Annotated in this window: 12 protein-coding genes; 6 read left to right on the plus strand and 6 right to left on the minus strand. The window is 60.8% G+C overall.

Annotated features, from left to right (window positions below; translation table 11 throughout):
• Positions 1-89 precede the first annotated feature (89 nt).
• The 4 genes from dnaA to mutM form a co-directional block, all read right to left on the minus strand.
• A complete protein-coding gene (gene dnaA / locus ACXAG8_RS13180) occupies positions 90-1,487 on the minus strand; it encodes a chromosomal replication initiator protein DnaA (protein ID WP_475226026.1) in 1,398 nt (465 codons plus the stop codon).
• Between the two features lie 556 nt (positions 1,488-2,043).
• Positions 2,044-2,307 carry a 30S ribosomal protein S20 gene (rpsT, locus tag ACXAG8_RS13185; protein WP_475226030.1) on the minus strand — a complete coding sequence of 88 codons (264 nt, stop codon included), beginning with the start codon at positions 2,305-2,307 and terminating at the stop codon, positions 2,044-2,046.
• 230 nt (positions 2,308-2,537) lie between these two features.
• Entirely contained in the window at positions 2,538-3,314 is a 777-nt protein-coding gene (locus tag ACXAG8_RS13190; protein WP_475226038.1) for an enoyl-CoA hydratase, read from the minus strand.
• A gap of 66 nt (positions 3,315-3,380) precedes the next feature.
• Positions 3,381-4,232 carry a bifunctional DNA-formamidopyrimidine glycosylase/DNA-(apurinic or apyrimidinic site) lyase gene (mutM, locus tag ACXAG8_RS13195; RefSeq protein WP_475226041.1) on the minus strand — a complete coding sequence of 284 codons (852 nt, stop codon included), beginning with the start codon at positions 4,230-4,232 and terminating at the stop codon, positions 3,381-3,383.
• An 86-nt stretch (positions 4,233-4,318) separates the two neighbouring features.
• On the opposite strand from mutM, the gene ubiE reads away from it, so the two are divergent.
• Both ubiE and ubiB read left to right on the plus strand, forming a co-directional pair.
• Complete coding sequence (gene ubiE, locus ACXAG8_RS13200) at positions 4,319-5,071, plus strand: bifunctional demethylmenaquinone methyltransferase/2-methoxy-6-polyprenyl-1,4-benzoquinol methylase UbiE (protein ID WP_475226044.1); 753 nt, start codon at positions 4,319-4,321, stop codon at positions 5,069-5,071.
• Positions 5,071-6,600, plus strand: coding sequence for a 2-polyprenylphenol 6-hydroxylase (gene ubiB / locus ACXAG8_RS13205; RefSeq protein ID WP_475226049.1), 1,530 nt, complete (start codon positions 5,071-5,073; stop codon positions 6,598-6,600). Before ubiE ends, ubiB begins: the two co-directional genes overlap by 1 nt.
• Before the next feature lie 95 nt (positions 6,601-6,695).
• On the opposite strand, the gene ACXAG8_RS13210 is transcribed toward ubiB, so the two are convergent.
• Positions 6,696-7,871, minus strand: a complete 1,176-nt coding sequence (locus ACXAG8_RS13210; protein ID WP_475226054.1) for an acetyl-CoA C-acyltransferase family protein — start codon at positions 7,869-7,871, stop codon at positions 6,696-6,698.
• Positions 7,872-7,987: 116 nt separating this feature from the next.
• Here ACXAG8_RS13210 and ACXAG8_RS13215 point away from each other — a divergent pair, with 116 nt between their 5' ends.
• From ACXAG8_RS13215 to ACXAG8_RS13230, 4 genes are all read left to right on the plus strand, one after another.
• Positions 7,988-8,551, plus strand: a complete 564-nt coding sequence (locus ACXAG8_RS13215) for a helix-turn-helix domain-containing protein (RefSeq protein ID WP_475226057.1) — start codon at positions 7,988-7,990, stop codon at positions 8,549-8,551.
• Between the two features lie 109 nt (positions 8,552-8,660).
• Complete coding sequence (locus ACXAG8_RS13220) at positions 8,661-9,845, plus strand: glycine C-acetyltransferase (protein ID WP_475226063.1); 1,185 nt, start codon at positions 8,661-8,663, stop codon at positions 9,843-9,845.
• Positions 9,846-9,859: 14 nt separating this feature from the next.
• Positions 9,860-10,888, plus strand: a complete 1,029-nt coding sequence (gene tdh, locus ACXAG8_RS13225) for an L-threonine 3-dehydrogenase (protein ID WP_475226698.1) — start codon at positions 9,860-9,862, stop codon at positions 10,886-10,888.
• 62 nt (positions 10,889-10,950) lie between these two features.
• Positions 10,951-11,781, plus strand: a complete 831-nt coding sequence (locus tag ACXAG8_RS13230; protein WP_475226066.1) for an alpha/beta hydrolase — start codon at positions 10,951-10,953, stop codon at positions 11,779-11,781.
• A gap of 63 nt (positions 11,782-11,844) precedes the next feature.
• On the opposite strand, the gene infB is transcribed toward ACXAG8_RS13230, so the two are convergent.
• The gene (gene infB / locus ACXAG8_RS13235) at positions 11,845-14,319 is read right to left on the minus strand and encodes a translation initiation factor IF-2 (RefSeq protein ID WP_475226070.1); all 2,475 of its coding nucleotides are present in this window, start codon (positions 14,317-14,319) and stop codon (positions 11,845-11,847) included.
• Positions 14,320-14,321: the final 2 nt, after the last annotated feature.

The following is a 14,321-nucleotide window of genomic DNA, read 5'->3' on the forward strand; positions in this document are numbered from 1 at the left end:
AGATCGCGGCTGACCGTGGGCAATTGCGCACATGAAAACGCCCCGGTTTTGGTGAACCAGGGCGTTGCTGAGTGGATTGGGGATGTAACTCAGGCTTCCAGTGACCGGCGCAGCATTTCGACGTCTTCGGCAATCTGCCCGTCGGTCACTTTCAATTCTTCGATCCGCTTGACACCGTGCATGACCGTGGTGTGATCCCGCCCGCCGAACCGGCGGCCAATCTCGGGCAAAGACCGGCTGGTCAGTTGCTTGCACAGATACATCGCCACCTGACGCGGGCGCGCATAGGACCGCAGCCGTTTGGGGCCAATGATGTCGCTGAGGCGGATGTTGTAATACTCGGACACTTTGCGCTGGATCTCTTCGACCGTGATCTTGCGCTCGGATGCGCGCAGAACATCGGCCAGGCAATCCTGCGTCAGTTCCATATCGATTTCCCGCCCGACCAGCGAGGCAAAGGCAAACAGCCGCGTCAACGCACCTTCGAGAACGCGCACATTGGTCGAGATGCGATGGGCCAGGAACTCCAGCACGCCATCGGCAATGCTCAGGTCGGGATAGGTGCTGCTGTATTGCTGTACCTTGTTCTGCAAAATGCCCAGGCGCAATTCGTAATCGGTGGGGTGCAGGTCGACGACCAGACCGCATTGCAGGCGCGATTTCACCCGATCCTCAAGATCCTTGATCTCACCCGGCGCACGGTCGGCCGAGATGATGATCTGCTTGTTCTGATCAACCAGCGCGTTGAAGGTGTGAAAGAACTCTTCCTGCGTGGAATCCTTGCCCGCGATGAACTGCACATCATCGACCATCAGAACGTCGACCGAGCGGAACAGGTGTTTGAAATCCATCATCCGACGTTCGCGCAGCGCCTGAACAAAGCGGTACATGAACTGTTCAGCCGACAGGTACAGAACATTCAACTCGGGATGCTTGGTTTTCAGCTCCCATGCGATGGCGTGCATCAGGTGGGTCTTACCCAGGCCAACGCCACCATACAGAACCAGCGGATTGAACGTGACCGGGCCGCCTTCGGCCACGCGGCGCGCGGCGGCATGGGCCAGTTCATTGGGCTTGCCGACCACAAAGCTGTCAAAGGTAAAGCGCGTATCCAAGGGTGCGGCCTGCAGCGAATCCAGCGCGTCATTGCCCGGTTCGGCGCGATGCGGAATGTCGGCTTGTTGCGTGGCGGGCGCAGGCGATGCCGCGCCTGTTGCCGCGACCGGCACCGGACGGGTCGGAGAATTGGCCGCGACACGAAACGCCAGCCTCTGAACGGTTTCACCCGACGTATTCAGTTCATACAGGATAAGATCAGCGAAATTCTGGCTGACGTAGTTTCCCATGAAATTCGTCGGTACGGAAAAAACCGCCACACCGTCTTGCAGTTCCTGAAACTCCAGCGGCTCGATCCAGGTGGTGTAATTGTTCCGGCCGACGGTCTTCAGCAACTTGTTACGCAGTAGTCCCCATTTTTCTTGTGTCATCAAGCGCCTCACGCATCCCATTCTTTATTGGCCTGTCGGCCTTATCACTGTGGCCGGATGACCGGCCCGTTTTATGGCGTTCACTCACGCAAAGGTATTGCGGCGCCGGACCAGAAGGTTCGGCGATCAATCCGTATTTGGTAGCGCAATCCAGATCAGGCCACGTTCCAAATAAGAACGAGTCCGGCGCCTGTATGCGCGTCACCTTCAAATTGTTCGACAGGGCCGAGGTCACCGGTAAACCCGGGAACCCGTAGCAGATCGTCAAACCGGCTCTGGCCGGTTGCCGACATTCGTTCCTTGATCATCCTGATGCCCGTCAGTCAGATCGTTGGAACAGCCTGTCCCCCCAAGCGAGTGAATCGCTGAATCAGTGGTAACAAGAGCGACAGGTGCGCGGCAACGAAACTCTGATATTGACTCGGCTGTTTGGCCGAAAGAATCTCTCAGATTTGTGTAGACGCGGTTTTCCGGCAACAGCAAAAAGGCGCCGCAATGCGCGACGCCTTTTTAAATAGTTCAGCCTTGTTTACCTGACCTGAGGTCAAGGCAAATGTCAGCCCAGCGCTTTGACCCGCGACGACAGGCGGGACATTTTGCGTGCTGCGGTATTCTTGTGGAAGACACCTTTGGTGACGCCGCGCATCAGCTCGGGCTGAGCTGCGCGCAGGGCAGCGGTTGCCGCCTCTTTGTCGCCGGAAGCAATCGCTTCTTCGACTTTGCGCAGATAGGTGCGGATGCGCGAACGACGTGCTTTGTTGATTGCGAAACGCTTTTCGTTCTGACGCGCGCGTTTTTTAGCCTGGGGCGAGTTAGCCATGTGTTTCTGACCTTTGTTCGGTACGGTTATCTTGGGTTGCGCGCCACGGAGTTATCCGCACCGGATCAGAAATCACGAGTGTGAGTCGGGCCAGGCGGGCCGCACGCGCATGTATGACGGCGGTCTCTACCTAAGTTTACCGGCTTTGCCAACCCGATTCTGTCTTGTTGAAGACCGCACAAGAAAAAGGCGGGCCAGGCCCGCCATTTCCGAAGCCCAAAATTGGGCGTTTACCTGTCGCGGAACTGCGCGGCGCGTTTTTCAAGAAACGCTGCCATGCCTTCCTTTTGGTCTTCGGTCGCGAACATGGAATGAAAGACGCGGCGCTCAAACAGCATGCCCTCGCTCAGCGCAACCTCGTAGCTGCGGTTCACCGCCTCTTTGGCGGCAATCGCGGTCAACTGGGATTTCTCTGCAATCTTCTGCGCAGCGCCGGTCGCTTCTTCCAACAGTTTCTTGGCAGGGACCACACGGCTCACCAGCCCCGCGCGCTCGGCCTCTTCGGCGTCCATGAACCGGCCCGTCAGGTTCATGTCCATCGACTTGGACTTGCCGACAAAGCGCGTCAGCCGCTGGCTTCCGCCCAACCCGGCAATGACGCCCAGGTTGATCTCAGGCTGACCGAACTTGGCCGTGTCTGCCGCGATGATAAAGTCGCACAGCATGGCCAGCTCGCACCCACCGCCCAATGCGTAACCCGCAACCGCGGCGATGATCGGCTTGCGGATCGCGGTGATCCGGTCGTTGGCATCGGCAAACAAGTTGATGTTCGAAACATCAACAAAGCTCATTTCGGACATCTCCTTGATGTCCGCACCGGCGGCAAAGGCCTTGTCCGAGCCGGTAATGACGATGCAGCGCACCTTGTCATTGCTGTCGGCTTCTTCCAGCGCTGCGCACAACTCACCCAGCAATTGGGTGTTCAGCGCATTCATCGCGTCCGGTCGGTTAAGCTTGATAAGGGCGACGTGGTCTTCGATTTCGACGATGATCGTCTCAAAAGCCATGAGGTACGAGCTTTCGGTTGTTCCGTTCAGGTACGATTCCTTATCACGCGAAAAACTTCGATCAAGCTATCTTTGGCATTGCGCGCAATAGAAGGATGAGCGACCGGATTGGGTGATTCTCTGGATCATTGCCCCGCATCCATCGCTTCGGCATGGCTTTCCTTCGCGGCCGTAGACATCAAAGCTGTGCTGAAAATATCCAAGTTCTCCATCGGCTTGCCGGAAATCGCGCAGGGATGACCCACCTGCTTCGATGGCTTCCTGCAACACCTGACGGATAATCGGCACCAGCAGGGCAACGCGGCTTGCGGAAATCCGGCCCGCCTTGCGACGTGGCGACACACCGGCCCGGTAAAGAGCCTCGCAAACGTAAATGTTACCCAGCCCGGCAACGATTCCCTGATCCAGCAACGCCGACTTGACCGGAGTGTTCCTGCCCCGGAACGCCGCAATCAGGTGCTGTTCGTGAAAGTCGTTGCCCAAGGGTTCGGGCCCCAGAATCGCCAGCAGCTTGTGGTCTTCGGCGGTGGCCGTGGGCAACAGGTCCATCGCACCGAACCGCCGGGGATCGTTGAAAGTGACGCGCGCGCCGTTGGCCATGTGAAATACCACATGATCATGCTTTTGCATCGGCGGATGATCATGCACGAACTGCCCCAGCGGGTCACCGGAAACCGTCATGCGCCCGGACATGCCCAGATGAATCAAAAGGGTCTCGCCGCTGCCAAGATCCGCCAGGATGTATTTTGACCGCCGCCGCAACCGCTCGATCCGCTGCCCCGTCAGCCGTTCGGCCATGCGGTCGGGAAACGGCCAGCGAAGATCCGGCCTGTTCACGTCCGCCCGTTCGATGATGGCGCCCTCCATCGCGGGTGTCAGGCCGCGTCTTACTGTCTCGACCTCGGGCAATTCGGGCATTAGACGCCTCCTATTCCAAAGGGCCGCATTGTGCCCCGGTATCAACGCCCTATAACAGAGGCGAAATTCGACAAACGGCAAGGCTTATGTCCGACAACAGCGACAAGACCACTCATTTCGGGTTTGAAACCGTCCGCGAAACCGAAAAGGCCGGGCGCGTACAGGGCGTGTTCAACTCGGTTGCTTCCAAGTATGACGTCATGAACGATGTCATGTCGATGGGCATCCACCGCGTGTGGAAAGACGCCATGATGGACTGGCTTGCGCCCCGTCCCGGCCAGCGCCTGCTGGATGTCGCGGGCGGCACGGGCGATATCTCGTTCCGCTTTCTGAAACGCGCGGGCCACGGGCATGCCACCGTTCTGGACCTGACCGAACCCATGCTGGTCGAGGGCCGCCAACGCGCCGAGGCCGATCAGATGGCCGACAGCCTGAACTGGGTGGTGGGCGACGCGATGTCCCTGCCCTTCGAAGACAACACGTTTGACGTCTACACGATCTCATTCGGCATCCGAAACGTGACCCGCCCACAAGAGGCGCTGAACGAAGCCTACCGCGTGCTAAAGCCCGGCGGCCGCCTGATGGTGCTGGAATTCAGCCAATTGCCCAATGACGGTCTGCAAAAGCTATACGATCTCTACAGCTTCAACGTCATTCCCCGCATGGGCAAAGCCATCGCGGGCGACTATGATAGCTATCAGTACCTGGTGGAATCGATCCGCAAATTCCCCGATCAGGAAACCTTTCTGACCATGGTGCGCGCCGCAGGTTTCGAAAACGCCAAATATCGCAACCTCAGCCTGGGCATCGCCGCGCTGCATTCCGGCTGGAAGATCTGATGCGCGGCCCACACAACATCATTCGGCTGATACGCACGGGCGCCACCTTGGAACGCACCGGCGCCATGAACGTGGTGCTTGATGCGTTCGAGGCACCAAAGGCAATTCGCATCCTCGCGCATGTTCTGGGCAAGCCGTTCCAATGGCTCGGCTACAAGGGTGACCCCGAGATGCCGCCCGCAACCCGCGCCCTGAACGCACTTGGCCCGGCCTATATCAAGTTCGGTCAGGTCCTTTCGACACGCCCCGACGTCGTCGGCGATGAACTGGCCGAGCAATTGCGCGTCCTGCAGGACAAGCTGCCGCCATTCCCCAAGGCCGAAGCCATGGCAGAGGTCGAGAAAGAACTAGGCCAACCCCTTTCCGACATGTTCAGCGATTTCAGCGAACCCATCGCCGCTGCCTCGATCGCCCAGGTCCACAAGGCCAAGCTGGCCAGCACCGGCGAGGATGTCGCCGTCAAAGTCCTGCGCCCCGGAATCGAACGTGCCTTTCGCAAGGACGTGGACGCATTCTATTTCGCCGCGCGGATCGTTGACCTGTTCGCCCCCGGCGCGCGCCGCCTGCGCCCCATGGAGGTGATCGAACATTTTGACGGTGTTGTGCGCGGCGAGCTGGATTTGCGCCTGGAAAGCGCCGCGGCCTCGGAATACGCCGCCAACACCAAGGACGACACCGGGTTCTGGCTGCCGCCGGTGGTCTGGTCCCTGTCCGCGCGCCGGGTCATGACGCTCAGCTGGGCTGATGGCATTCCGCTGGGCGACAATGACGCGCTGGACGCCGCGGGCCACGCCCGCAGCGACCTGGCCGAACGCGTGCTGCGCCTGTTCCTGCTGCACGCCCTGCGCGATGGCTATTTCCATGCCGATATGCACCAGGGCAACCTGAAGGTCGCCGCAAACGGGGACATTATCGCCTATGACTACGGCATCATGGGCCATATCGACGAATACACCCGCCGGGTCTATGCCGAAATCCTGTTCGGCTTCATCCGCCGCGACTATAAACGCGTGGCCGAGGTGCATTTCGAAGCCGGCTATGTTCCCGCCGGCCAGGATGTCGACGAATTTGCCCGCGCCCTGCGCGCCGTGGGCGAGCCGATTTTCGGCATGGATGCCACGCATATCTCGATGGGCCGCCTGCTGAACTACCTGTTCGAAGTCACCGAACGGTTCGGCATGGAAACAAGAACCGAACTGATCCTTCTGCAACGCACGATGGTGGTGGTCGAAGGCGTGGCCCGCTCGCTGGATCAGCATATCAACATCTGGGAAGTCGCCCGCCCGGTCGTCGAAGACTACATCAAGCAATCAATCGGCCCCCGCGCCGCCCTGCGCGACTTCGGCAGAACCGCTCTGGTCCTTGCACGTTTCGGACCGCGCCTGCCCGCGCTGGTCGAAAACGCGCTGATCGCACAAACCCACAAGGAAGAGCCGCAAAAGACCCGTTTCGCCGACTGGCTGGCCCCCGCACTGATCGGCGCTGCCTCGGGCGCGGTGATCATGCTGGTGTTCATGACGTTCGGCTGACGTTTTCCGCCTGCTTCATCTGGCCCGAAATATCCTCGGGGGGAATCGCGCCAGTGGCGCGATGGGGGGCAGACAGCCCCCCGCATGCCCGGGGCTCAGAGCCGCTCTATGGCGATGGCGATCCCCTGACCGCCACCAATGCACATCGTAATCAAACCTTTCGACCCACCGACACGCTCCAATTCATAAAGCGCCTTCAAGGTGATGATCGCACCGGTTGCCCCCACCGGATGGCCCAGCGCAATTGCACCGCCATTGGGGTTCACCTTCGCCGGGTCCAGACCAAGCTCCTGATTGACCGCCAGGGCCTGCGCGGCAAAGGCTTCGTTGCTTTCGATCACATCGAAATCATCCGCCGACAGGCCTGTCTTGCGGAACAGGTTCTGCACTGCGGGAACCGGGCCGATGCCCATCACCTCGGGTCGCACCCCGGCATGCGCATAGCCGATCACGCGCGCCTTGGGCTTCAACCCGGCCTTCTCGGCGGCGTCGGCGGTTGCCAGAACCATTGCCGCGGCACCGTCATTGATGCCGGACGCATTGCCTGCTGTGACACGGCCATCCTTCTTGAAGACCGGCCGCAATCCCGCCAATGCCTCGGCTGTGGTCGCCTTGGGATGCTCGTCCACCTTGAAGTCAACCATGTCGCGCCTGACCTTGACCTGCACCGGCGCGATCTGGCTTTCGAAAAACCCGGCCTCGATCGCCGCCGCGGCGCGGGTCTGGCTGGTCATCGCAAAATCGTCCATCTGCGCCCGGCTGATCTGGTGTTCGTCGGCCACATTCTCGGCCGTCACTCCCATATGGCCGGTGCCAAACGGGCAGTTCAGCGCGCCCAGCATCATGTCCATCGAGGTGACATCGCCCATCTTGGCGCCCCAGCGCGCCTGCGGGACGATATAGGGGCTGCGCGACATACTCTCGGCCCCACCGGCCAAGGCAAACTCGGCATCCCCCAGCATCAAGGACTGAACCGCCGACACAATCGCCTGCGCCCCCGAACCGCACAGCCTGTTCACGTTCATGGCGGGCGTCCCGTTCGGTATCCCCGCCTGCATCGCAGCAACCCGCGACAGGTACATGTCGCGGGGCTCGGTATTGATGACGTGCCCGAACACGACATGCCCGATCTGCGCCCCTTCGACCCCGGATCGCTCCATCGCGGCCTCTGTTGCCACGGTTGCCAGGTCAATCGGCGCAGTCGAGGCCAGCGCGCCGCCAAAAGTGCCTATTGCGGTGCGGGCACCGTCGAGAATAACGATATCGGTCATGAGTTTCTCCTCCGGGATTCGCGGGCATTATGCACCTGCGGCAAGAGCCTGTCCCGCAAGACGTACCGTCACGGTCCGAATTGACATCTGCCTGCACAAGGCGCATGGATTCCGTCATGACGGACAACCCTGACGATATTCTGACCCGCCTGCCCGCCCGCCTGAAAGAGGCGCGCCGCGCCAAGGGGCTGTCACTGGAAGCGGTGGCCAATCTCAGCGGCGTGTCCCGTTCGATGGTCAGCCAGATCGAACGCGGCGAAAGCAGCCCCACCATATCGACCCTCTGGAATCTGACCCGTGCCCTGCAGGTCGATTTCGCAGGGCTGCTGGAAGACGGCAAATCCTCGGACCAGATCGAAATATTGCGCAAGGCCCAGGTCCCCAGCATCGACAATATGGGCGACAAATGCAGTATTCGCATCCTTTCACCGCCCGAAGAGGCCGGCGGGCACGAGGTCTATGACATTCGGTTTGATGCAGGCGGGGCCCTGAACAGCCAACCGCATGCACGGGGCGCGCGCGAACAGCTGACAGTGCTGGATGGCACGGTCCGCGTCACCTCGGGCACGGCGGTTTCCGAACTTACCCAAGGCGATACCGCGCGCTATGCCGCCGACATTGCGCATTCCATATCCGCCGACCTTCCTGCCCGCGTTTTCCTGATCGTGAAAAACGCCTGAACCGGCAAAATTCCGCCTTTACGGATTTTTTTCCTTCATACTGCAATTCCCCTATTTGGGAATTTCATCCGCTATGTTAGACGTGCGACTCAGTCAAACGGAGGCCGCCATGGCAGATGCATTCCTGTCCCATATCACGGACACACTCGCCCAGATCGAAGCCGAAGGTCTGTATAAACGCGAGCGAATGATCACCTCGCCGCAGGGCGGTGAGATTACGGTGGGCGACAAACAGGTGATCAACCTGTGCGCCAACAATTACCTGGGTCTGGCCGATCATCCGGCCCTGATCGATGCCGCCAAAGGCGCGATGGAGCCCAAGGGGTTTGGCATGGCCTCGGTCCGGTTCATCTGCGGCACGCAGGACATCCACCGCGAGCTTGAACAGAAACTGGCCCAGTTCCTGAACAAGGATGACGCAATCCTGTTCGCCGCCTGTTTCGATGCCAATGGCGGGCTGTTTGAACCTTTGTTGGGGCCTCAAGACGCGATTATCTCGGACAGCCTGAACCACGCCTCGATCATCGACGGTGTGCGGCTGTGCAAGGCCAAGCGGTACCGTTACATGAACAATGACATGAACGACCTCGAAGCCTGGCTGAAACAGGCGCGCGAGGACGGCGCGCGGCATATCATGATCGCGACCGATGGCGTGTTTTCAATGGATGGTTACCTGGCCAACCTGCCGAAAATCCGTGAACTGGCCGACAAGTACGATGCGATTGTCATGGTCGACGACTGCCACGCCACCGGTTTCATGGGGCCAAACGGTGCCGGTACGCCGGATCACTTTGGCGTCGATGTGGACATTTTGACGGGAACCTTGGGCAAGGCACTTGGCGGGGCAATCGGCGGTTATATCGCCGGGCCGCAGCCAGTGATCGACCTGCTGCGGCAGCGGGCGCGGCCCTATCTGTTCTCGAACTCGCTGCCGCCCTCGATCGTCGCGGCCGGTCTCGAGGCGATCCGCCTTGTCGAACAAGGTGACATGCTGCGCAAGCAATTGTTCGGCAACGCCAAATACTGGCGGGACGGGCTTGAAAAGCTGGGCTTTGACCTGCTGCCGGGCGAACACCCGATCATCCCGGTGATGCTGGGTGAGGCGACGCTGGCGCAGGACATGGCGTCACGCCTGTTTGACGAAGGCGTCTATGTCTCGGGCTTCTTCTTTCCGGTCGTCCCGCGCGGGCAGGCCCGGATCAGGACACAGATGAATGCGGCCCTGACCAAGGACGAGCTGGACCGGGCGCTGGCCGCCTTCGGCAAGGTCGGTAAGGATCTGGGGGTGATCTGATGCGTGCAAACACGATGAAGGCGCTGGAAAAGTCCAGGCCCGAACAAGGGCTGTGGGCGGTACAGGCCCCGGTGCCCGAGATCGGCCCCGATGATGTGCTGATCCGCGTCAACAAAACCGGTATCTGCGGTACGGATATCCATATCTGGAACTGGGATGACTGGGCCGCACATACGGTCCCGGTTCCGATGATCACCGGGCATGAATTCGCGGGTGAAATCGTCGAGCTGGGGCGCAACGTGACCGGGCTTGAAATCGGGCAGCGATGCTCGGGCGAGGGTCACCTGATCGGCACTGACAGCCGCCAGAGCCGCGCGGGCAAGTTCCACCTTGACCCAGGCACCCGCGGGATCGGCGTGAACGAACAGGGCGCGTTTGCTGAATACCTGAAACTGCCCGCCTTCAACGTCGTACCCTTGCCGAACGACATCCCGGACGAGATCGGCGCGATCCTAGACCCGTTGGGCAATGCGGTACACACCGCGCTCAGCTTCGACCTGCTGGGCGAAGACGTCCTGATCACGGGCGCGGGGCCGATTGGCATCATGGCAGCAGGCGTTGCCCGCCACGCCGGGGCCCGCCATGTGGTGATTACCGATATCAATCCCGACCGCCTGAAACTGGCCGAACATGTGGTGCCAACCGCACGGGCCGTCGATGTCAGCCGCCAAGACCTGAAGGCCGTGATTGCAGATCTCGGGATGAAGGAAGGCTTTGACGTCGGTCTTGAGATGTCGGGCTCGCAAGCCGCGCTGGACCAGATGGTCGAGGCATTGGTCATGGGCGGCAAGATCGCCCTGCTGGGCATCCCCCCCGGCAAGTCGCCCGTCGACTGGAGCCGCATTGTCTTTAAGGCCATCACCATCAAGGGCGTCTATGGCCGCGAGATGTTCGAGACCTGGTACAAGATGATCGCCATGCTGCAAAACGGTCTGGACGTCAGCCGGGTGATCACGCATCGGTTCACCGTCGATGAATTCGCCAAGGGGTTCGCCGCCATGAAATCGGGGCAATCGGGCAAGGTTGTTCTGGACTGGACATGAAAAACGGTTGATTTCACGCCCGCGCTGTCCAAGGAATACCCTGACGGAAACAGGGGTGTTTGATGCTGTATCGCGGGTTTTCCCAAGCCGAGCTTGAAGAGCAATATGCGCCAAGCTCGATGGTGGGCGGCGACCTTGCGCCCTATCTTGCCAGCTATGGCGCGCTGAGCGCCCAAGCCCGCAATGACCTGTCACCGCGTGAGAACCTGCGCTATGGCGATGGCCCGGCACAGGTGATGGACTTTTTCCCGGCACAGGGTGTCGATGCGCCGCTGCATGTCTTTATTCATGGCGGATATTGGCAGGCCCTCAGCCAGCGCGAGTCGGCCATGATGGCCCCGGCGCTGGTGCAGAACGGGCACGCTTTTGCCTGTTTGAACTACACCCTGGCCCCAAAGGCCCGGCTGGGCGAGATGGTCCAGGAATGCCTGAATGCCTTGCTGTGGCTTGCCGCACAGGCCAGGTCACTGGGGATCAACCCGTCGCAGGTCACCTTGTCCGGGCACAGCGCCGGTGCCCATCTGGCCGCGATGGTCATGGCCACCGCGTCCGATGCCCTTGCCCGAGCAGGCATGCGGGTGCGCGATGTCATCCTGATCAGCGGCGTCTATGATCTTGAGCCTATCAGCCTGACCCCCGTGAACGATACGCTGCACCTGACCCCGGTTGAAATAAACGACCTGTCACCCGCGTTGCACCTTCCCGCGCCGGGGCCGCGATACCGGATCACCGTCGCCGAACGGGACACGGCCGAATTTATTCGTCAAAGCCGCGATTATGCGGAGTTGCTGCGCAAGGCCGGGCATTCTGTCGGCTTCGATCTGCAAAAGGGAATGCACCATTTCGACATCATCCTGCATCCCGGCACATTCGCGCCGCTGAAACAGCGGTAACAACAACAAAAAACAGCGGCCACAATGGACCGCTGTTTTTCTTGTTCATTCCGCTTTCCCGGATCAATCCAGGGTGCGGGTGACCTCTTCGCGCTCGAAAATCTCGATCACGTCGGCAGGGCGGATATCGTCGTAGTTTTCGAACGCCATACCGCATTCCTGACCCGACTGAACCTCGGCCACTTCGTCCTTGAAGCGTTTCAGCGTCTTCAGCGTGCCTTCGTGGATCACCACGTTGTCGCGCAGCAGACGCACACCGGCAGACCGGCGGGCGACGCCTTCGGTGACCAGACAGCCCGCAACCTTGCCGACACCGGTAACCTTGAAGACCTCTTTGATCTCGGCATAGCCGATGAACTTTTCGCGGATCTCGGCGCTGAGCAGGCCGGAAGCGGCCGCTTTCACGTCATCCACCAGGTCATAGATCACCGAGTAATACCGGATCTCGACACCCTTCTGGTTCGCGGTGTTCCGCGCCGATGCGTTGGCACGGACGTTGAACCCAAAGATCGGCGCGCCGGATGCTTCGGCAAGGCCGACATCCGTTTCGGTGATCGCGCCCACACCCGAGTGCAGGACACGCACGCGCACCTCGTCATTGCCGATCTTCTCCATCGCCTGAACGATAGCCTCGGCAGAACCCTGAACGTCGGCTTTCATCAGAATGGGCAGTTCGGTGACGTTCTCGTCTTCCTTAGCCTTCTGCATCAACTGCTCAAGCGTGGTCGCGGCACCGGCGGCGGCGCGTTTGTCCTTGGCAGCCTTTTCGCGGTATTCGGCGATTTCGCGGGCCTGTGCTTCGGTTTCCGTCACGTTCAGCACGTCGCCGGCTTCGGGCGTGCCGTTCAGGCCCAGAACCTCGACCGGGACCGAGGGGCCAGCTTCCTTGACGCGTTCGCCCTTGTCGTTGATCAGCGCGCGGACCTTACCGTACTGCTCGCCCACAACAAAGATGTCGCCCTGGCGCAGCGTGCCGTTCTGAACCAGAACGGTGGCCACGGGGCCGCGGCCCACATCCAGCTGCGCCTCGATCACGGCACCTTGGGCGGCGCGGTCGGGGTTGGCTTTCAGTTCCAGAATTTCGGCCTGCAGCGCGATGGCTTCCAGCAATTCGTCCAGACCCTGTCCGGTGATGGCCGAGACTTCGACGTCCTGAACCTCACCCGACATTTTCTCGACGATCACTTCGTGTTGCAGCAGATCGGTACGCACCTTGTCGGGGTTGGCGTCCGGTTTATCGACCTTGTTGATTGCCACGATCATCGGTACTTCGGCCGCTTTGGCGTGGTTGATTGCCTCGATCGTCTGCGGCATCACGGCGTCGTCAGCCGCAACCACCAGAACCACGATATCCGTGACCTGAGCACCGCGCGACCGCATCGACGTAAACGCCGCGTGGCCCGGAGTATCCAGGAATGACAGCGTGGTGCCGCCATCGGTTTTCACCTGATAGGCGCCGATATGCTGGGTGATGCCACCGGCCTCGCCTGCAACAACACGTGCGTCGCGGATTGCGTCCAGCAGCGAGGTCTTACCGTGGTCAACGTGACCCATGATGGTAATGACCGGCGGACGCGGCTTCAGATCTTCGTCCGTGTCCTCGACCTCTTTGATGACGTCCTCGACATCCGAATCGGATACGCGGGTCACCTTGTGGCCGAACTCTTCGATGATCAGTTCCGCGGTATCGGCGTCGATGGTCTGGTTCTGCGTGACCATCATGCCCATGTTCATCAGCGATTTGACGACATCAGCCACACGCTCGGCCATACGGTTGGCCAGCTCGGACACCATGATGGCCTCGGGCAGCTGAACGTCGCGGATCACCTTTTCCCGCTCGACCGTGCCGCCCATGGCTTTTTGGCGCGCGCGCTCTTGCTTGCGCTTCATCGCGGCCATCGAGCGTTGGCGGTTGCCTTCGCCGCCGGTGGCCTGACCCAGTGTCAGCTTGCCCGAACGGCGGTTGTCGTCACGGCCTTTGCCACGACCGCGCTGTTCGCGTTCGCGGTCCTGCTTGCGCGGCGCTGCGGCCGGGGCTGGTTTGTTGACCGGACCACGGGCCGCCTTGGGTTCTTCGGCGGCAGGTGCCGCGGCTGCGCGTTTCGCGGCGTCTTCCGCCTCTTTGCGCTTGCGCTCGTCTTCCTCGGCCTTGGCGCGGGCTTTCTCTTCGGCCTCACGCTGTTCGCGTTCCTTGGCCTCTTGTTCGGCACGGCGACGGGCGCGTTCCTCTTCACGCGCCTTTTCGGCGGCCTCACGGGCGGCGGCCTCTTCGGCCTCGCGCGCCTTGGCAGCCTGAAGGGCCTTCATCCGGCGGGCCATTTCAGCGTCGGAGATACCGGCGGGGCGACGCGACGGATCACCCGAGGGCGTTGCTCCGCCACCCGGTTTGCCGGCGCCCGGCTTGGGAACCACCACGCGTTTGCGTTTGGTTTCCACCACGACATTCTTGGTACGCCCGTGGCTGAAACTCTGTTTCACATTTCCGGGGCGTGCCCCGCCACGAAGACCCAATGTCTTTTTGCCGTCATTATCGCTCATAA

It is taken from the genome of Ruegeria sp. ABD4_443 (assembly GCF_056160865.1).